At 69.5% G+C, this 19115-nt stretch carries 15 protein-coding genes; 9 read left to right on the plus strand and 6 right to left on the minus strand.

The features are described from left to right. Positions 1-3 precede the first annotated feature (3 nt). The 3 genes from shc to J8I34_RS03965 all read right to left on the minus strand — a co-directional run bounded on the left by shc (position 4) and on the right by J8I34_RS03965 (position 3465). Positions 4-2037, minus strand: coding sequence for a squalene--hopene cyclase (gene shc, locus J8I34_RS03955; protein WP_209805380.1), 2034 nt, complete (start codon positions 2035-2037; stop codon positions 4-6). Positions 2038-2126: 89 nt separating this feature from the next. Then, positions 2127-2999 carry a presqualene diphosphate synthase HpnD gene (gene hpnD / locus J8I34_RS03960; RefSeq protein ID WP_029045405.1) on the minus strand — a complete coding sequence of 291 codons (873 nt, stop codon included), beginning with the start codon at positions 2997-2999 and terminating at the stop codon, positions 2127-2129. Positions 3000-3261: 262 nt separating this feature from the next. Beyond that, on the minus strand, positions 3262-3465 hold the full coding sequence (locus J8I34_RS03965) for a cold-shock protein (protein WP_029045406.1): 204 nt from the start codon (positions 3463-3465) through the stop codon (positions 3262-3264). An 872-nt stretch (positions 3466-4337) separates the two neighbouring features. Here J8I34_RS03965 and J8I34_RS03970 point away from each other — a divergent pair. The 5 genes from J8I34_RS03970 to J8I34_RS03990 all read left to right on the plus strand — a co-directional run bounded on the left by J8I34_RS03970 (position 4338) and on the right by J8I34_RS03990 (position 11759). After that, positions 4338-5672 carry a glycosyltransferase family 2 protein gene (locus tag J8I34_RS03970; RefSeq protein WP_084402571.1) on the plus strand — a complete coding sequence of 445 codons (1335 nt, stop codon included), beginning with the start codon at positions 4338-4340 and terminating at the stop codon, positions 5670-5672. Next, a complete protein-coding gene (locus J8I34_RS03975; RefSeq protein ID WP_209805381.1) occupies positions 5669-6610 on the plus strand; it encodes a hypothetical protein in 942 nt (313 codons plus the stop codon). The genes J8I34_RS03970 and J8I34_RS03975 overlap by 4 nt, the downstream gene beginning before the upstream one ends. Before the next feature lie 326 nt (positions 6611-6936). Continuing rightward, positions 6937-7665 (plus strand): response regulator transcription factor, encoded by a 729-nt coding sequence (locus tag J8I34_RS03980; protein ID WP_209805382.1) that lies wholly within the window; start codon positions 6937-6939, stop codon positions 7663-7665. Further along, positions 7658-9349, plus strand: coding sequence for a FecR domain-containing protein (locus J8I34_RS03985; RefSeq protein WP_209805383.1), 1692 nt, complete (start codon positions 7658-7660; stop codon positions 9347-9349). The genes J8I34_RS03980 and J8I34_RS03985 overlap by 8 nt, the downstream gene beginning before the upstream one ends. Then, entirely contained in the window at positions 9327-11759 is a 2433-nt protein-coding gene (locus J8I34_RS03990; protein WP_209805384.1) for a CHASE2 domain-containing protein, read from the plus strand. Before J8I34_RS03985 ends, J8I34_RS03990 begins: the two co-directional genes overlap by 23 nt. A 212-nt stretch (positions 11760-11971) precedes the next feature. Here J8I34_RS03990 and J8I34_RS03995 read toward each other — a convergent pair whose 3' ends face one another. Next, positions 11972-13384 (minus strand): heavy metal sensor histidine kinase, encoded by a 1413-nt coding sequence (locus J8I34_RS03995; RefSeq protein WP_209771530.1) that lies wholly within the window; start codon positions 13382-13384, stop codon positions 11972-11974. Beyond that, positions 13381-14073, minus strand: coding sequence for a heavy metal response regulator transcription factor (locus J8I34_RS04000; RefSeq protein WP_029049401.1), 693 nt, complete (start codon positions 14071-14073; stop codon positions 13381-13383). Before J8I34_RS04000 ends, J8I34_RS03995 begins: the two co-directional genes overlap by 4 nt. A gap of 157 nt (positions 14074-14230) precedes the next feature. On the opposite strand from J8I34_RS04000, the gene J8I34_RS04005 reads away from it, so the two are divergent. From J8I34_RS04005 to copD, 4 genes are read left to right on the plus strand one after another with little or no spacing between them, the layout of a single operon-like run. After that, on the plus strand, positions 14231-16072 hold the full coding sequence (locus J8I34_RS04005) for a copper resistance system multicopper oxidase (protein ID WP_245175756.1): 1842 nt from the start codon (positions 14231-14233) through the stop codon (positions 16070-16072). A gap of 8 nt (positions 16073-16080) precedes the next feature. Next, positions 16081-17160 carry a copper resistance protein B gene (locus J8I34_RS04010; protein ID WP_209805385.1) on the plus strand — a complete coding sequence of 360 codons (1080 nt, stop codon included), beginning with the start codon at positions 16081-16083 and terminating at the stop codon, positions 17158-17160. Between the two features lie 44 nt (positions 17161-17204). Continuing rightward, positions 17205-17591, plus strand: a complete 387-nt coding sequence (copC, locus tag J8I34_RS04015) for a copper homeostasis periplasmic binding protein CopC (protein WP_029049398.1) — start codon at positions 17205-17207, stop codon at positions 17589-17591. 9 nt (positions 17592-17600) lie between these two features. Continuing rightward, positions 17601-18524: a copper homeostasis membrane protein CopD gene (copD, locus tag J8I34_RS04020; RefSeq protein WP_029049397.1), complete on the plus strand. Its 924-nt coding sequence runs from the start codon at positions 17601-17603 to the stop codon at positions 18522-18524. 73 nt (positions 18525-18597) lie between these two features. Here the strand turns inward: copD and J8I34_RS04025 are convergent, their stop codons facing one another. Then, complete coding sequence (locus J8I34_RS04025; RefSeq protein WP_029049396.1) at positions 18598-19110, minus strand: DUF6644 family protein; 513 nt, start codon at positions 19108-19110, stop codon at positions 18598-18600. Positions 19111-19115 lie beyond the last annotated feature (5 nt).

Below are 19115 nucleotides of genomic sequence, written 5' to 3' on the forward strand. Positions count from 1 at the left end.
CGTTCACAGGCCCCACGTCACGCGGCCGACACTGCCGCGCTGCAGGTTGCGGTAGCGCGCCAGCGCCCACAGCGGGAAATAGCGCGCGTAGCCGTGGTAGCGCAGGTAGAACACGCGCGGGAAACCCACGGCGGTGAAGCGAGGCTCGTGCCAGAGCCCGCCTTCCTGCGGCGGGCGCTGCGTGCGCAGCAGGTAGCCGATGCCGCGCGCGACCGCCGGGTGCTGCACCGCGCCGGCCGCCATCAGCGCCAGCAAGGCCCAGGCAGTCTGCGATGCCACACTGGGCGCGGCCTCATAGCCGCGGTAGTCGAGCCGGTAGCTGGCGCCGTCTTCGCCCCAGCCGCCGTCGTCGTTCTGGATGCCCGCCAGCCAGTCGGCGGCGCGCCGCACCGCGGGCGCATCGGGCCCCAGCCCGGCGGCGTTCAGCGCGCACAGCGCGCTCCAGGTGCCGTAGATGTAGTTGGTGCCCCAGCGGCCGAACCAGCTGCCATCCGGCATCTGCTCGGCCAGCAGATAGCGCAGCGCGCGCGCGGCGGGCTCGCTGCTGGCGGGCGTGGCGCCGGTCTGGCAAAGCATCGACAGGCAGCGCGCCGAGACGTCCGCGGTGGGCGGGTCGAGCAGCGCGCCGTGGTCGGCGAAGGGGATGTTGTTCAGGTACAGGTGCGTGTTTTCGGGTTCGAACGCGCCCCAGCCGCCGTTGCCGCTCTGCATGCCGACGATCCATTCGGCCGCGCGCGCCGCCGCTTCGTCGTAGCGGCCCGGCGCGGCGTGTTCGCGCATGTAGCGGTCCATCGCCGCCGCCACCACGGCGGTGTCGTCGACATCCGGGTAATGGGCGTTGGCATACTGGAAGGCCCAGCCGCCCGGACGCACCCGCGGGCGGCGCACGCTCCAGTCGCCGCGCACGCCGAGCACCTGCAGCGGCTTGAGCCAGTCCAGCGCGTGCCCCACCGCCGCGGCCGCGCGCGCCTCGCCAGTCTCGAGCAGCGCATGCGCGGCCAGCGCGGTGTCCCACACCGGCGACAGGCAGGGCTGGCAGTAGGCTTCGTCGCCATGCTCGACCAGCAGCCGCTCGAGCGAGCGCCGCGCCACCGCGCGCGCGGGATCGTCGGCCGGCACGCCCAGCACGTCAAACATCATCACGCTGTTGGTCATCGCCGGGAAGATCGCGCCGAGCCCGTCCTCGCCGTTCAGCCGCTCGCGCACGAACCTTTGCGCCGCGGCAATGGCGCGCCGGCGCAGCAGGCGCGGGAACACCGGCTCGGCCACGCGCAGCAGCGCATCGAGCCCGCGGAACAGGTTGTACCAGCCCGCATGCTGGTGCGGCGCGCGCGGCGCCAGGCCGACGCTGCGGCGCGGGCTGGAGAAAAGCTCGTCGATGCCGACCCCGCGCGGATTGCGCGCGCGCGGGCGCAGGCTGTTCAGCACCAGCAGCGGCACGATCACCGTGCGCGCCCAGTAAGAGACCTTGGACAGGTGGAACGGAAACCAGCGCGGCAGCAGCATGATCTCCACCGGCATCATCGGCACCGCCGACCACGGCATCACGCCGTACAGCGCCAGCAGCGTGCGCGTGAACACATTGCTGGCCTCGGCGCCGCCCATGGCATGAATGGCATGGCGCGCGCGCGCCATGTGCGGCGCCTGCGGATCGTCGCCCGCCATCTTCAGCGCGAAGTACGCCTTCACGCTGGCGCTGATGTCCGCCCGCCCGTCATGGAACAGCGGCCAGCCGCCGTCGGTGTTCTGGATGCGGCGCAGGTAGCGCGCGATGCGCGCTTCGAGCGCCAGGTCGGGCACCTCGCCAAGGTAGTGGACCATCAGCACGTATTCGGCCGGGATGGTGGCGTCGGCTTCCAGCTCATAGACCCAGTGGCCATCAGGGCGCTGCTGGTGCAGCAGCGCATCGACCGCAACGCCGATGCCGTGGTCGAGTTCCTTGGCGGCAGATTGCTGGCCGAACGCGGTGAACGACGGATCGGTGGCGGTCCGGATAGGCGGGGCTGTCGTGGCGAAGGCGGTCTCGTTCATCGACATGCGGACTCCTTGTGCCGGCGCGGGTGGGATGATCCGCGCCCGGGCCTCGGCTTGCATCGGCTTACATCACTGGCGATGGCGTGCGGCGCTCAGCCAATGGCGTGGCGCAGCATGATCCAGAGCAACTGCGCGCGCGGCAGGCGCACGCGTTGGCGCGGCGCCCGCCAGCCCTGGATGCGCAGGCGCGCGAGGATGCGGTGGTAGACGTCGGCCATGATGCGCGGCGAGCGCACCAGCCGTGCCGGGCAGCGCGCCATGATGGCGTTGGCCTGGTCGTAGTGCGCCTGCGCTTCCTGGGCCACTGCCGCGCAGGCCTGGCCGATTGCCGCATGCGCGACCACCGCCTGCGGCGTGGCGCGCGCGGCATCGATGCCGGCGGCTGCCAGCGCCTCGGCGGGCAGGTAGAGGCGGCCGATGGCGGCATCCTCGTCGATGTCGCGAAGGATGTTGGTCAGCTGCAGCGCGCGCCCCAGGTGGTGGGCCAGCGCGATGCCGCACGACGTTTCCAGGCCAAACACGCGCACCGCCAGCCGGCCCACCGCGCTTGCCACCCGGTCGCAATACAGGTCGAGGGTGGCGGCGTCGGGGGCGCGGATGTCCTGCACCACGTCCATGGTCATGCCGTCGATGACGGAGAGGAAGTCCTGCTGCTGCAGGTCGAAGGCGTGGATCTGCGCGGCCAGCGTCTGCAGGGCCGCGGGCGGGCTGCCGGCGTAGCAGGCGGCGATATCGCGCCGCCAGGCATCGAGCCCGGCCAGGCGCTCGGCGTGCGGGGCGTTGCCATCGGCGATGTCGTCGACCGCGCGGCAGAACGCGTAGATCTCGAACATGGCCTGGCGTTGGTGCGCCGGCAGGATGCGCAGCGCGGCATGGAAGGAACTGCCGGCCGAGGCCGCAGCTCCTGTGCTGGAGCCGGCCACGGCGGCGGTGGTGTCTTGCGTTGCGATCTGAGTAACGGCCACGTAACTCCTCGACACGCTGCGTACCTTCCCGCGCGGCGCACGCAATGCAATGGTATGTGCGCCCACGCGCGGGTGGTGGTTGTGGGTCGGGCGATTATAGCAACATCACTCCGCACATCGCGTGCTGCAAATTGGCGGGAACGGGGAGGGGGCGGCGCCTTGCCGGCGCGCAAAAGAAAAGCCCCGCGCCGGAGCTGCGGGGCTTGCTGGGCGGCCCAGCGTCGCGAGACGCCGCGGGACCGGCCCGGTCTTCAAACCGGTATCAGACGGCCTGAATCTTGGTGGCTTGCTCGCCCTTCTGGCCCATGGCCTTGACGTAGCGCACCTTCTGGCCTTCCTTCAACGACTTGAAGCCCGAGCCTTCGATTGCGGAGAAGTGCGCGAACAGATCGTTGCCGCCTGCATCCGGCGTGATGAAGCCGAAGCCCTTGGCGTCGTTGAACCACTTAACGGTACCGGTTTCCATATCTATCTCAACCTTGGATTTCAAAATGAGCGAAAGACGCTCGTTATACACCGTGCGCAACGCAGGCAACGGTTTCTTGAGTTCCGCTGCTGCATCCATATCACCTCGATATGTCGCTGTCGTGACAACCGAAAACATCACGGAACAACACACCAAATGACACACCCCAAAGGGCGCTGCACAAGTGGGAATCATTCTGCCGAATTTTCCCGATGTGTCAATCAGGCGAAGCGCCTAATCATGATGAGAGGTTCCGATAGGAGATATTAACGTCTTCTACTTCGCATTCGATTCAGTGAATTCCCTGAGTCCGGCTGCCTGTGCGGTTTCGACTGAGTTTCAGACGGATGCACCTTGAATGCGCGGCGAATGCCGGTTCCTAGTGCAGAAGGCTCGCGTTTCGGTGCATTGTTTCGTTTTGTTTCAAACTGCATTACCGCATTCGGGGGATGTTTTAACCATTCAGGGGCGGCCGGCATCGGTTCAGGGCAAATCCGGCGGGTAGAAATGCCGCAGCGCTCCATTTCGCGGAACGATTCTCGCGTTACGTATATAGGGTGAACCCCTAATAATGCTTTGGCAGCGGAGCTGGAAAGCCGTGGGGTGGTTGTTCCGGCAGGGTAAGTCCCAATTGTCGGCCGGGGCCGCCGATTGCGCTGGATGCCCACGCTGGAGCCCATTGAGATCTCGCCACCTTCCGCATGGCGAAATTTCCTGGTTCCTGTCGTCCGGAAGGCCCATTGGCGCGTTAGCTTCCCGTCCCCTGAATTTTGATGGCGTGGATCGCCGCATGGAGGGGGTACGCCGTGGGGGCGGCGTGAGGCAGTCCGGGCCGTCAACGGGCTGAGTATCCACAACAAGAAGTGACAAAAATGACAGGGTTTCAGGGGGAAGCCGCGCCGCATATCTATGTGCCGGTGCGCATCAAGTTCGCGGTCGCGCTGGCCGTGGCAGTGGGCTGGACGGCCTTTTCGGTGTGGATGGCGCAGCAGTGGATGTCCGACCTGACCAGCAGGGTCGGCGTGGTGGCCGCCGCGCTGCTGGTGGGCGGCATTGCCATTGTCCCCGGCTTCATGAACGCTTTCCTGGTTGCCAGCCTGGCCATGGACCGCCGGCCCCCGCGCCGGCCGCTGGACGACTACCCGCCGCTTACCATCCTGATCGCGGCCTACAACGAAGAAGCGTCGATCCTGGATACGCTGGCCAGCATCGAGCGGCAGCACTATCCCGCGCCGTTGCAGGTGATCGTCATCAACGACGGCTCGCGCGACGCCACCGCGTCGCTGGTGCGCGGCGCCGAGGTCAGGTACCCGTGGCTGCGCCTGCTCGACATGCCCAGGAACGGCGGCAAGGCAAAGGCGCTGAACGCCGGGCTGAAGCTCGCGCTGAACGAGCTGGTAGTCACCGTCGACGCCGACTCCTACCTGCAGAAGCTGGCGCTGGTCAGCATTGTCGAGCGCTATCGCCAGGATCCGCCCAATACCCGCGCCGTGGCCGGCAAGATCCTCGTGCGCAATTCGCGCCAGAACTGGCTGACGCAGTGCCAGGAATGGGACTATTTCCAGGGCATCGCCGCGATCAAGCGCATGCAGTCGCTGTACCAGGGCACGCTGGTCGCGCAGGGCGCGTTCTCGATCTACGACCGCCACGCGTTGCTGGAAGTGGGGGGCTGGGAAGACTGCGTCGGCGAGGACATCGTGCTGACCTGGGCGCTGCTGAAGGCCGGCTATCGCGTCGGGCACTGCGAGGACGCCTGCATCTTCACCAACGTTCCCGACAACTTGCGCCAGTTCGTGCGCCAGCGCCAGCGCTGGGCGCGCGGCATGATGGAGGCTTTCCGCCAGCACCCGGGGATCCTGCTGGTGCCGCGCATGTCGACCTTCTTCGTCTACTGGAACCTGCTGTACCCATGGCTGGACCTGGCCTTTACGCTGGGCTTCGTTCCCGGCATCGTGCTGGCGCTGTTCGGCTACTACTGGATCGCGGGGCCGATGACGCTGGCGCTGTTGCCGCTGGCGGTGCTGATGAGCGTGCTGATGTTCACGATCGAACGGCGCATGTTCGACCGGCTCGGCCTCAAGGTCAGGCGCAACCGCCTCGGCCTGTGCATTTACGTGATTTTCTACAGCCTGCTGCTCCAGCCCGCGAGCGTGCTCGGCTATATCGACGAACTCTTCCAGACGCGCAAGACCTGGGGTACCAAGTGAAACGATTCGGCTTTGTGTTGGTCTGTGCGGTGCTTGGTTGCCTGGGTGCGAAGACGGCGGTAGCGGAGGAAGAAAAGGCCCTTGACCAGGGCTTCGGCCCGGAATTCCTGGCCACCAACGACAGCGAAGGCTTCCGCTCGCGCCGCCTGTCGGTCGAATACCTGCCCAGCCTCCGGCACGCCGACCATCTGTTCGGCCTGCGCGCCAGCGACTATCGCTACAGCCAGGCCGGCTGGGCCCGGCACGGGCAAAAGGTGAGCGTGTTCGGGCGGCAACTGGATCCGGCCACGCTCAACGGCTGGGCCTTTGACGCGGGCGTGTTCACCCAGGGCGGGCATACGCTGCTGACGTTGGATGGTGGCTACCGGCTGCCGCTGGCAAAGCGCACCGCGCTGGAAGTCTTTATCAACCGCGACTGGGTCGAGACCCAGGCCGCGCTCGACCGCGGAGTGTCCTATACCTTTGCCGGCGTGGCGCTGGACCAGGGCATCGGCCCGCACGTGACGCTGGTGGGTGTGGCCGGACAGCAGTATTTCTCCGACGGCAACCGCCGCGACCACGGCCGCGTGCGGTTGATCTACCAGCCGTCGCTCGACCTCGGCCTGACGCTGCAGGCGCGGCTGCGCGCCTATCGCAGCACCCAGGACGACGTGGGCCGCGCGTACTTCAACCCCGAGCACTATTCGGAGACCATGCTGGCGATCGGCTGGCGCCAGCGCTACCAGGGCTGGATGGGCGCGCTGGTGGCGGGCCTGGGGCGCGAAAAGATCGACGACTCCCCGCTCCAGCCCACCCGGCTGTTCGAAGTCAGCCTGCAGAGCCCCGTGCGCGGCGCGCAGTCGCTGCGCCTGCGCGCCGGCTACAACCGCAGCGCCTCCTATAGCGGCCCCAAATATCACTATCGCTATTTGATGGGCGAATGGATCATCCGCTTCTGAGTCGTGCCTGAGCGGCTCGCCGGCTTTTCGGCCGCCGCTATGCCAGCTCCCCGCCGCGCCGGTTCCGCCTCCCCGCGATCGTTGCCATTGGCCGGTTTTTCGCCACGGATCGATGGCCGATCCCGGCATGTTGCGCCATGCCCCTCGTCGTGAGCCTCGACGGCGGGTGTCGCTGTTAGGTAACATTGCAGCTTCCGGCTTGCTTCGGCCACGCTTGCCGCGCGATTGACCATGGGCCGCGCCCGCCAGGGTGGATATCAGAGCAGCCGTCAGTATTGCCCGGCTGCGCAGTCGCAGTGGCAGTCGCAGTAGGCAGGGGGGAGTGGATGAGAATTGCCTCGGTGGAGGACGATCCGGATCAGGCCGAGCTGATCCGGCAGATTTTGGGCGAGGCCGGTTTCGAGTGCGAATCGTTCGCCAATGGCGCCGATTTCCTGCGCGCTCTGCGCGAACAGGCGTTTGACCTGCTGATGGTCGACTGGCAGCTGCCCGGCACCAGCGGCTATGAACTGGTGAGCTGGGTGCGCCAGAAGTCCGGCAACATGCCGCCGATCCTGTTTGTCACCAGCCGTACCGGCGAGGCCGACATCGTCGCCGGCCTGAGCGTCGGCGCCGACGACTACATGCTCAAGCCCATCCGCGCCGGCGAGCTGGTCGCGCGCGTGCGCTCGCTGCTGCGCCGCGCCTATCCAGAGGCCGCGCAGGAAGTCGAGCTGATCCGGCGCGGCAACTACACCGTGGATCCCCATACCCGCGCCGTCACCGTTGGCGGCCAGGCAGCGCAGCTGTCGCCGCGCGAGTATGAGCTGGCCCTGTTCCTGTTCCGCAATACCGGGCGCCTGCTGGCGCGCGAGGTGGTGGAACAGGCGGTCTGGGGCCGCGCCATGGGCGCCGGCTCGCGCACGCTCGATACCCATATCTCGCGGCTGCGGCTGAAGCTGGCGCTGCGCCCCGAAAACGGCGTGCGGCTGACGTCCGTGTACTCGCACGGCTATCGCTTTGAGGAAATTTCTGCTGCCGACGCGGAAGCTGATGAGGCCGGGGCGGATGCATAAGTGGATTGGCGCGGCCGCGCTGGCCTGGGTGGCCGGCGTGGCGGGTCCGGCCCAGGCCGGGCCGGCGGGCGCGGAGGGCGCCGATTTCCTGTACCTGGTGGAGCCGGGCGATACCCTGATCGGGCTGGCCGAGCGCTACATGGCGTCGCCCGATGGCTGGCGCACGCTGCAGCGGCTCAACCGCGTGGCGGACCCTTACCGGCTCGTGCCCGGCACGCGGCTGCGCATCCCGCTGAACCAGATCCCGGAGCAGGCAGCGTCGGCGCGCGTGGTTTATGTCAACGGCGAAGTGCGCGCGAACGGCCGTCCGGTGCAGGTGGGCATGTCGCTGGACGAATCGGCACGGATCGAGACCCCGGCGACCGGCTCGGTCACGCTCGAACTGCCGGACCGAAGCCGCATCACGCTGCCGCCAAATACCACGGTCGTCGTGCGCCGCCTGCGTACGTTCGCGCGCAGCGGCCTGACCGATGCCGTGATCCGTATCGACCAGGGCGGCGCCGATACCCGCGTGGCGCCCGAGGGCGGCGGCGTGGGCCGCTTCGAGCTGCATACGCCGATGATGGTCACGGGTGTGCGCGGCACCAGCTACCGGATCGCGGCCGATGCCGCCGGCAGCCGCAGCGAGGTGCTGGAAGGCCGCGTCGGCGTCAGCCCGGCGCGCCAGGCCAGGCCTGTACCCGACGGCCGCGCCATGTCGGCGGCGGCGCAAGTGAGCGCCGGCTATGGCGTCGGCGTGTCTGACCGTGGCCGGCTGTCGCAGCCGGTGGCGCTGCTGCCGGCGCCGGTGTTGCTGCCCCCGGCCGATACCGTGCTGGGCCCGGCCTTCGACGCCGCCTGGCAGCCGGTGCCCGGCGCCAGTGCATACCGCGTCACGGTGGCGCGCGACGCGGCGCTGACAGAGCTGGCCTGGAGCGGCACCACCACCGACACCCGCGCGCGGCCGGAGGGGCTGCCGGAAGGCACGCTCTATCTTGCCGTCAGCGCCATCGATGGCAACCGGCTGACCGGCATTGCCGCGCAGGCGCCGGTGGCCGTGCGGCTGAACCCCCCGGCGCCGTTCACGCTGCAGCCCGCCGCGGATGCGGTGCGCTATGGCGAGACGGTGGCGTTCGCCTGGGCGACGGTGCCCAGCGCCGCCAGTTATGAACTGGCCGTGGCCGCAGATGCCGGGTTTGCCGGCGAGGTCGCACTGCACCCCGCCGCCCAGCCCGCAAGCGCGCTGCCGCAGGCGCCCGGCCAGTACTGGTGGCGCGTACGCAGCGTCGACGCCGGGGGGCGGCCGGGCCCCTGGTCGGCGCCGGTCGCTTATCGCGTCGAGCCGCCGGGCCCGGTGCCGTCGATGCAGGACAACGGCAAGACGCTGCAGATCGGCTGGCCCGCCGACCGTAGCGCGAATACCGGCTACCGGGTCCAGTTGTCGGCCGATGCCGGCTTCGCCACGCTGCTGGCGGACCAGCACAGCGAAACCAACGCCATCGAGCTGCCGCGTCCGGCGCCCGGCATCTACTACGTGCGGGTCGCCCGCGCGGCGCAAGGCAAGGTGCCTGAGCCGGCGGCGTTCTCCGCGCCGCAGCGCATCGAGATCTTCACCTTCCTGATGGACGGCACTGGCGGTCCCATCGGCGCCGGTGGCGCGACGGGCGGCGGGACGGGTGGCGGTGGCCGCATCCGCCTCCACTGAGCCCGCCGCGGCGCCTGAACCAGGCGCGCCGGCCGCACCGGGCCGTGCCTTCGGCCGCCGCACGCTGGCCGAATGGTGCGTGCTGGTCGCGGCAGTGCTGGCACTGGTGCTGCTGGCCGCGCGGCAGGGCTGGACCGAGCGCGCCGACCTGGCCGCCTACGACACTGCTATCGCCGCCCAGCATCATCCCGCCCGCGACGACATCGTCATCGTCGCCATCGACGATGCCAGCATCACCGCCATCGGCCGCTGGCCCTGGCGCCGCGCGGTGCTGGGGCAGCTGGTCGAGCGCATTGCCGCCGGCGGTCCGCGCGTGATCGGCGTCGACGTGATCCTGTCGGAGCGCGACACCCGCTATCCGCAGGACGACGCGCTGCTGGCGCGCAGCCTGGCGCAGGCGGGCAACGTGGTGCTGCCGGTGGTGGCCGAGCCCGGTAGCGGCGGCATGCTGGTGCGCTACCCGCTGGCCGGGCTGGGCGCCGCGGTCGGCCATATCAACATGGTGGTCGATACCGACGGCGTGGCGCGCCAGGTCTGGCTGCGCGAAGGGCCGCGGCCGGTCGAGTCCGCCGGCGTGCCGCACCTTGCGGCGGTGATGGCCGACATGCCGGCAGACCCGCAACGCGCGCCGCGCGCGCTGGACAGCTACCGCCAGGAAGCCGCTCGCGTCACCGAAAGCAACGGCTGGGAGCGCAGCGGCCGCGTGCGCATTCCCTACGCCGGCCCGCCCGGCACCTTTGCGCGCGTGTCGGCGCGCGATGTGCTGGAAGGCCGCGTCGATCCCGCGCGCTTTGCCGGCAAGGCGGTGCTGGTCGGCGCCATGGCCACCGGCATGGGCGACGTGCTGCCCACACCGGTGTCGCGCGACGGCCGCGGCATGAGCGGCGTCGAGATCCTGGCCAATACGCTGCAGGCGCTGACCGACGGCGATGCCATCCTGGCCGTGCCGCGCGGCTGGCAGCTGGCGGGAACGCTGCTGGCGGTATTGCTGGCGGCGCTGGCCGCGCTGCGGCTGCCGCCGCGCGGCGCGCTGGTCGCCACCGGGCTGCTGCTGGCGGCCCTGCTGTGCGGCTCGCTGGCGCTGCTCGCGCTGGCACGGCTCTGGTTCGCCCCGGCCGCGGCAGCGCTCGGCTGCCTGCTGTTCTACCCGCTGTGGGCATGGCGCCGCCAGGAAGCGGCGCTGCGCTTCCTGACCGACGAACTCGCACGGCTGGAGCGCGAGCCGGGACTGATGCCGGCGCCGCACTACACCGGCGCCACGCTGGACAGCCGCATGCGCGCCGTCTATGGCATGAGCGCCAGGCTGCGCGGCATGCGCCGCTTCCTTTCCGATGGCCTGGAAAGCCTGCCCGATGCCACCGCCATCTGCGACCTGGCGGGCGGCGTGATGCTGGCCAACCGCCGCTGCGTCGCGCTGGCGCCGGCGGTGCTCGGGGACGCGGCCGGGGCTGGCGATGCCAGCCAGCCGCGTCCACCGATCCGCGACGTGATCGAGGCACTGTTCCCGGCGCCGGCGCCCGCGCTGGCGTACTGGCACGCGCTGCATGGCCGACACGCCGGGGTCCGCCCCATGCAGGATCCGGTCCCCGAGGGCGGTATCGAGGTATCGGGGCGCGGCGACCGCCGCTACCTGCTGCACGGCGCGCCGCTGCACGGGGAGTCCGGCGCGGTGGCGGGCCTGATCTTCAGCGTCACCGACATCACGGCGATCCGCGTGGCCGAGCGTCAGCGCGAGCAGATGCTGCGCTTCCTGTCGCATGACATGCGCTCGCCGCAGGCATCGATCCTGGCGCTGATCGAGCTGCACGAGCGCCGCGCCCGTGGCGACGCCGGCAATGCCGGCGACAGCAACAGCGCCGTGCTGCACCGCATCGCCGTCCATGCGCGCCGCACCATGACGCTGGCCGACGATTTCATCAGCGTGGCGCGCGCCGAGTCGCAGTCGCTGGCCTTTACCGAAGTCGAGCTCGGCGGCCTGGTGCTGGATGCCAGCGACCAGCTGTGGGCTCTGGCCAGCGCCCGCAGCGTGTCGCTGCAGGTCGACCTGCCCGACGAGCCCGCCGTGCTGCGTGGCGAGCCCGCGCTGCTGGTGCGCGCCATCGCCAACGTGGTCAGCAACGCCATCAAGTTCAGCCCGCACGGTGCCGAGGTGGCGGTGACGCTGACGCATGCAGGCGAGCATTTCGTGATTGCGGTGCAGGACCATGGCCCCGGCATCGAGGTGGCCGACCAGGCGCGGCTGTTCGAGCCCTTCGTGCGCCTGCATGAGGGCCGGCAGGGCGCGCCGGACGGCACGGGGCTAGGCCTGGTGCTGGTGCGCGCCGTGGCCGAGCGGCATGGCGGCAAAGTCACGGTGCAAAGCGCGGCAGGTGCCGGCGCGACATTCCGGATCGAATTGCCGGCCGGTTAAGGGCGGGGCCATGACCGCGCGGGCCAGGGCAGCGCAGGTCGGAGCAGTGCGGCGTTCGCCGACACAATTGTTGCCATTCGAGCAGGGCGGAATTGCGTAGCATCGAACCGCCGCTGGAGCCGCATCCGGCGGCTTTTGCGCCCTTGCCAGCTTCCCCCAACGGCCTTACTGGCTCGGGCGGTTTTTTTTGCGCGCCGTGCAGCCTGCAGGCATCACGCCCGCACGGTATCCGGTTCGCGCCGCGCGCGGAACGTCAGCACGAAGCGCGTCCTGCCCGCGGCCGACTCGGCGGCGATGGCGCCGCCGTGCGCGGCCATGATCGCCTGCGTGATCGCCAGGCCCAAGCCGGTGCCCTCCGAATCCGGCCGCGCGCGCGACTTGTCGGCGCGCGAAAAGCGGTCGAACAGCGACGGCAGGAATTCGGGCGGAATGGTTTCGCCTTCGTTTTCGACCACGATATCCAGCGCCTCCGCGCCTTCCTGCGCGTCGGCGCGCGACGCGATCGTCACCATGATCGGCTTGCCCGCTGTGGCGTGCCGCAGCGCGTTGGACAGCACGTTGCTGAGCGCGCGCCGCACCATCAGCCGGTCGCCGGTGATGCGGCCGCTGCCGTGCTGCCGCAGCTGCACGCCCTTGTCCTCCGCCAGCGCATCGTAGAAGTCGAACAGCGCGGCGACTTCCTGCTCGACCGCGATGGGCTCGGCGCTGGGCAGCGTGATGCCGTGTTCCATCTTGGCCAGGAACAGCATGTCGGACACCATGCGCGAGAGCCGCTGCAGCTCCTCGGCGTTGGACGCCAGCACCTCGCGGTACTTGGCCGCATCGCGCGGCTGCGACAGCACCACGTCGGTCTGCGTCATCAGGTTGGTGATGGGCGTGCGCAACTCATGCGCCAGGTCCGACGAGAATTCCGACAGGCGCCTGAAGTCGTCCTGCAGCCGCGCCAGCATGGCATTGAGCGTGGCGGCCAGGTCGGCCATTTCCACCGGCACCGCCTCCACCGGCATGCGCTCGTCGAGCTTTTGCGCGGTGACCGTGCGCGCGCGCGATGCCATGGTGCGCAGCGGCGCGAGTCCGCGGTGCGCCGCCCACCAGCCCAGCAACCCGCTGGCCAGTGCCGCCAGCGCGGTGTAGAGGGCCAGCGACTGGCGGAACGCGTGCATGAAGTGCGCATGCAGTGCGGTGTCCATGCCGACCACGATGCGCAGCGCGCCGGCACCCGGCACCTGCGCCACGGCGCGCAAGCCGCGGTAGGCCTGTCCACGCTGCTCCCAGGCGAAGGTATCGCGGTCCGCCGGCAGCGCCGCGGCAGTGGCCTGCGCGGGGCCGAAATCGAAACCGTGCGTGGCGTACACGCGTTGGCCATCTGCGTTGCGCACCTCGGCGACGAAGCCGGGATGGTGCTCCAGTGCCTGTCCCAGCCGCTGCGGCAGCGACGCCATCGGGCCTTCGGCCGCGATCTTGCGGACCAGGCGCACGTTGTCGTCCAGCACGGCATAGTCTTCGTCGGCGAAATGGCTGTCCATCGCCAGCCAGATCAGCACGCCCAGCCCCAGCAGCACCGCCGCCGACGACAGCGAAAACAGGATCGTGAGCCGCGCCGTCAGCGACAGCCGCGCCTTCATGCTGCAGCCTCCGGGTCGGGCTCCTCCAGCACGTAGCCCATGCCGCGCACGGTCTGGATCAGCCGCGGCTCGAAGCCGTCGTCGATCTTGGCGCGCAGGCGGCGGATGGCCACGTCGATCACGTTGCTGTCGCTGTCGAAGTTCATGTCCCACACCTGCGAGGCGATCAGCGAGCGCGGCAGCACTTCGCCGCGGCGCCGCGCCAGCAGCTCGAGCAGCGCGAACTCCTTGCTGGTCAGCGTGATGCGGCGCCCGGCGCGGGTGGCGCGCCGGCGGCCCAGGTCGAGCACAAGGTCGGCCACCTGGATCCGGTCGAGCGCCATCTGCGCACCGCCGCGGCGCAGCAGAGTGCGTACGCGCGCCAGCAGTTCGGAGAAGGCGAAGGGCTTGACCAGGTAGTCGTCGGCGCCCAGCTCCAGCCCCTTGACGCGGTCGGCCACGCTGTCGCGCGCGGTCAGGAACAGCACCGGCACGGCGATTTCGGCGGCGCGCAGTGCCTGCACGATGCGCCAGCCGTCCATGTCCGGCAGCATCACGTCGAGGATGACGAGGTCGTAGGGCTCGGTCATGGCCAGGTGCTGGCCGTCCAGCCCGTTGTGCACCAGGTCGACGACAAAGCCTGCTTCCGTCAGGCCCTGGCGAAGATATTCCCCGGTCTTGGACTCGTCTTCCACTACCAGCAGTTTCATCGGCCCGGATTCCTTGTATTCGATGGTTGCGGCAACTCTACGCGCGCGCGGCGCGCGTGAACATGACCGGAAGATTACCGGATTGTCATGTTCCGGTCAGGCGAGGGTAGGGTGGCGCTGGCTACGCTTGCCTTGCCTTGATCGACAACTTGAAGCCATGCGACGCCACCGACCTACGGGCCTCTTGCTGCCCACGCCTCCCGACTTGCCACGCCGCCGTTTCGTCCAGGGACTGGTGGCCGGCGGCGTGGTCGCCGGGCTGGCGGGGTTTGGCGGCACCAGCGCGCTGGCCGGCACGCCCGACCGCGCCACCGCAGCCGCGGCGGCAGGAACCGCGCCGGTGCTGCGCGGCACCGAGTTCGACCTCGTGATCGGCGAGTCGCTGGTCAACTTCACCGGCAAGCCGACGGTGGCGACCACCATCAACGGCATGCTGCCGGGCCCGACGCTGCGCTGGCGCGAAGGCGACACCGTCACCATCCGCGTCACCAACCGGCTGCGTGAGGCGACCTCGATCCACTGGCACGGCATCATCCTGCCGTTCGGGATGGACGGCGTACCGGGCATCAGCTTTGCCGGCATCGCCCCTGGCGAGACCTTTACCTATCGCTTCAAGGTCGCGCAGCAGGGCAGCTACTGGTACCACTCGCACTCCGGTTTCCAGGAGATGACCGGGGTCTACGGCGGCATCGTCATCGACCCGGCCGCGGGTCGTGAGCACGGACACGCCGACCGCGACTACACCGTGCTGCTGTCCGATTGGACCGACGAAGACCCGATGCGGGTGCTGACCAAGCTCAAGGTGCAGAGCGACTACTACAACTACAACCAGCCTACCGCCGTCGACTTCTTCCGCGACGCGGCGCGTGACGGGATCAGGCAGGCGCTGGACAAGCGCCGCATGTGGAACCAGATGCGGATGAGCCCGACGGATCTCGCGGACCTGTCCGGCACCACACTGACCTACCTGACCAACGGCGTCACGCCGGCCGGCAACTGGACCGGGCTGTTCCGCCGCGGCGAGACCGTGCGCCTGCGCTTTATCAACGGCTCGGGCAATACCTTCTATGACGTGCGTATCCCGGGGCTGAAGCTGCGCGTGGTGCAGGCCGACGGGCAGGATCTGGAACCGGTCACCGTCGACGAATTCCGCTTCGGTCCCGGCGAGACCTGCGACGTCGTGGTCGCGCCGCAGGACGACGCCTACACCGTCTTCGCGCAGGCGATGGACCGCACCGGCTATGCGCGCGGCACGCTGGCCGTGCGCGAAGGATTGTCGGCGCCCGTGCCCGCGCCCGACAAGCCGGAGTGGCTGAGCATGGCGGACATGATGGGCGACATGGGGGGCACGGGCCATGGCGGAGCGCATGGCATGGACCACAGTCAGCACGGCATGGACCACAGTCAGCACGGCATGGACCATAGCCAGCACGGCATGGCCACGATGGCGGCCGAGCCGTCCCTCAAGGTGCCGAGCAAGGTTGCGCGCCATGCCCGCACCGAGTATGGCGCCGGCACCGACATGCGCGTCGACATGGCGCGCACCAACCTCGACGATCCCGGCATCGGCCTGCGCAACAACGGCCGGCGCGTGCTGACGCTGGCTGACCAGCACACCATCGGCGGCCCGATGGACCCGCGCGGCCCGGGCCGCGAAGTCGAACTGCACCTGACCGGCAACATGGAGCGCTACACGTGGTCGTTCGACGGCGTGGAGTTCGGCAAGTCGACGCCGGTTTATTTCAAGTACGGAGAACGGCTGCGCGTGATCCTGCATAACGACACCATGATGACGCACCCCATGCACCTGCACGGCATGTGGAGCGAACTGGAAGCGCCGGACGGCAGCTTCCAGGCGCGCCGCCACACCATCGCCGTGCAGCCGGCGCAGCGCATCAGCTTCCTCGTCACCGCCGATGCGCTGGGACGCTGGGCCTGGCATTGCCACCTGATGATGCATATGGATGCGGGCATGTTCCGCGAAGTGGTGGTGGCGTGATGACGGTAATGAAGAAGACTTCCCGTTCGCTGGCCAGGCCCGCCACCCGCGTCGCTGCCACCGTGCTGGCACTGGCTGCGATGGGCGCCGCGTCGGCGCAGGATCCGCATGCGGGCCACCAGGGCCATCAAGGCCAGCAGGCGCAGCAGGCGCAGCAGGAGCACCAGGGTCATGGTGAGCCGGCGCAAGACGCCTCCCCGATGCAAGGCATGGAGCCGATGCAGCCCATGGAGCCCATGGAGCCCATGGAGCCCATGCAGCCCGTGCAGTCCATGGAACCCATGCAGTCCATGCAGCCGATGCAGCAATCCGGCGCGATGGATCACGGCGACATGAAGATGCAGGGCGGCAGCGCCCCGCCCGATGCGCGCGATCCGCACGCGTATTCCGGTGGCTACCAGCTCGGCGTCGGCAAGTACGCGCTGGGCGACAAGCGCCAGCTGGTGATGGCCGACGAACACCTGTTCGCCTCCGTGCTGGTCGACCGGCTTGAGTGGGCCCATGCCAGCGGTGAAAACGCCGCGGCCTACGAGGCGCAGGCGTGGTTCGGCAACAGCTACGACAAGCTCGTGCTGAAGGCCGAAGGCGAGGCCGCGAAGGGAAAGGTGCATGAGGCCCGCACGGAACTGCTCTGGGGTCATGCCGTGGCCAGCTACTGGGATACCCAGCTGGGCCTGCGCAACGATGCCGGCAGCGGCCGCCCCGCGCGCAACTGGCTGGCATTCGGCATCCAGGGGCTGGCGCCGTACTGGTTCGAGGTCGATGCCACCGCCTACGTCGGCACCAGCGGTCGCACTGCTTTGCGGCTTGCCGCCGAGTACGAGCTGCTGCTGACCCAGCGCCTGATCCTGCAGCCGCGCATCGAAGCGAACCTGTACGGCAAGAACGACCCCGAGACCGGCATCGGCAGCGGCCTGTCCAGCGGCACCGTGGGCGTGCGCCTGCGCTATGAGTTCACCCGTCAGTTCGCGCCGTATATCGGCGTCGAGCGCTACCAGGCCTTCGGCAACACGGCGGACATGATCCGCACCGCCGGCGGCCGCGCCGGCGAGACGCGCTTCGTGGCTGGCGTGCGCATGTGGTTCTGAGCGGCCGCGATTTTTCTTTCCCCTTACCAATACGGAGCAGTGCCATGCGAATCAAGCGCCCCCTGATCGCCACCCTTGCCGCCGCGGCCACCGCGCTGGCCAGCAGCGCGGCCCTCGCGCATCCCAGGCTGGTGACGTCCTTGCCCGCCGACAAGGCCGAGGTGGCCGCGCCGCAGAAGATCGAGCTGACCTTCTCGGAAGACCTCGTCACGCAGTTCTCCGGCGCCAACCTGGTGATGACCGGCATGCCCGGCATGGCCAACCACGCGCCGATGAAGATGGCAGCAAGGGTGTCCGCCAGCAGCGACCCCAAGACCATGGTGATCACGCCGGCGCAGCCGCTGCCCGCCGGCAGCTACCGCGTCGAATGGCGCGCCGTGTCGGCCGACACGCATCCCGTCACCGGCAATTTCTCCTTCACCGTCAAGTGATGGCGGGTCATGGACTGGCTCGCCGTCGCGCTGCGCCTGGCGCTCTACATCGTGCTGGGCCTGGCGTTCGGCCTGCCGCTGTTCTGCCTGACCGGTCTGCGGCGCGGTGAACACGGTGCGCGGTTTGCCGCGCAGTGCCGCGCCATTGCGCTCGGGTGCGCGCTGGCCGGCACCGTGCTTTCCCTCGCGGCGCTGGTGGTGATGGCCAGGACGATGAGCGGCGCGGCGTCGTACGCCGCACTGGACCGCGATGTCTTCGGCATGATCCTGACCGGCACGGCGTATGGCATGGCGTGGTCGGTGCGCGTGGCGGCGCTGGTGCTGTGCCTGCCAGCGGTGCTGGCGCTGCGCGCGCGGCCCGTGGCGCAGGCCGTATTGCTGGCGATGCTGTCGGCGGCGGCGCTGGCATCGCTGCCCTGGGGCGGCCACGGTGCGATGAGCGAGGGCGTCGGCCATTACGTGCACCTGGCCGCCGACACCGCGCACCTGCTTGCCGCGGGCGCGTGGGCCGGTGCGCTGGCCGGCTTCGTGCTGCTGTCGCGGGCACGGCCGGGATCCGATGCCGCCGCGTGGTCGCTGCTCAGCCGCACGGCCAACGGCTTCGCCCGTATCGGCACCGGCATTGTTGTCACGCTGGTGCTGACCGGCGCGCTGAACTACGGTTTCGTGGTCGGGGCCGCGCTGCCGGACTTCTCCGTCACCGCATACGGTGGCTTGCTGGCCGCCAAGCTCGCGTTGTTCATGTCGATGCTGGCCCTGGCCGCGGCCAATCGTTTCCGCCACGCGCCGCGGCTGGCGCAGGCATTGCAAGCGGGCCAGCCCGCCAAGGCGGTGCTCGCGCTGCGGCGCAGCGTGGCGCTGGAAGCGGCTGCGGGCACGGCGGTGCTGGCGCTGGTCGCGGCGCTGGGCACGCTGTCGCCCGCAATGAGCTGATCCAGTCCTCCTCCTCGGCCGGTTGCCGGGTGGTGCGGTTCCGGCGCCGGCCGGCGCGTGGGGCGTCCCCCCCTCAGACGTAGGCGATCAGGCGCCCGGCACAGATCACCAGCACCCACGTCACCACCGACACGATGGCACTGATGCGCGCGCCGGCCGGCGGCGCGCGCTCCACGTCCCAGCCGAGCCGGCTGTCATGCAGACGCCGGTACGGCACGGTGTGGAACCACGCGACGTTGAGCAGTGCCAGCGCGACCAGGCACAGCTTGGCGAGGAAGGCGGGATTGGTGGCCAGTTCGTCCGCATGCGCCATGAACAGCAGCACACCGCTGGCGGCGACGGCGACAAAGGCCGCTACCGTGAACGGCAGTGCGTGGCGCAGCAGCAGGCTGACCGGCAGCCGGCGCCCGAGCCCGGCCAGGCGCATGTCGACCACGACGATGGAGCCGAACAGCAGCGCCATGCCGGCGAGATGGACGATCTCCACCGCCGGGTAGGCCCACGCGGAGGAGCGCAGCGCGGCTGCGAATGGCAGCCGCGCCAGGCCGGCGGCCCATTCACCCCATTGCGCCAGCAGTGCCGCCATGGCGC

This window comes from Cupriavidus phytohabitans, from assembly GCF_017815025.1.
Taxonomy (GTDB): Bacteria; Pseudomonadota; Gammaproteobacteria; order Burkholderiales; family Burkholderiaceae; genus Cupriavidus.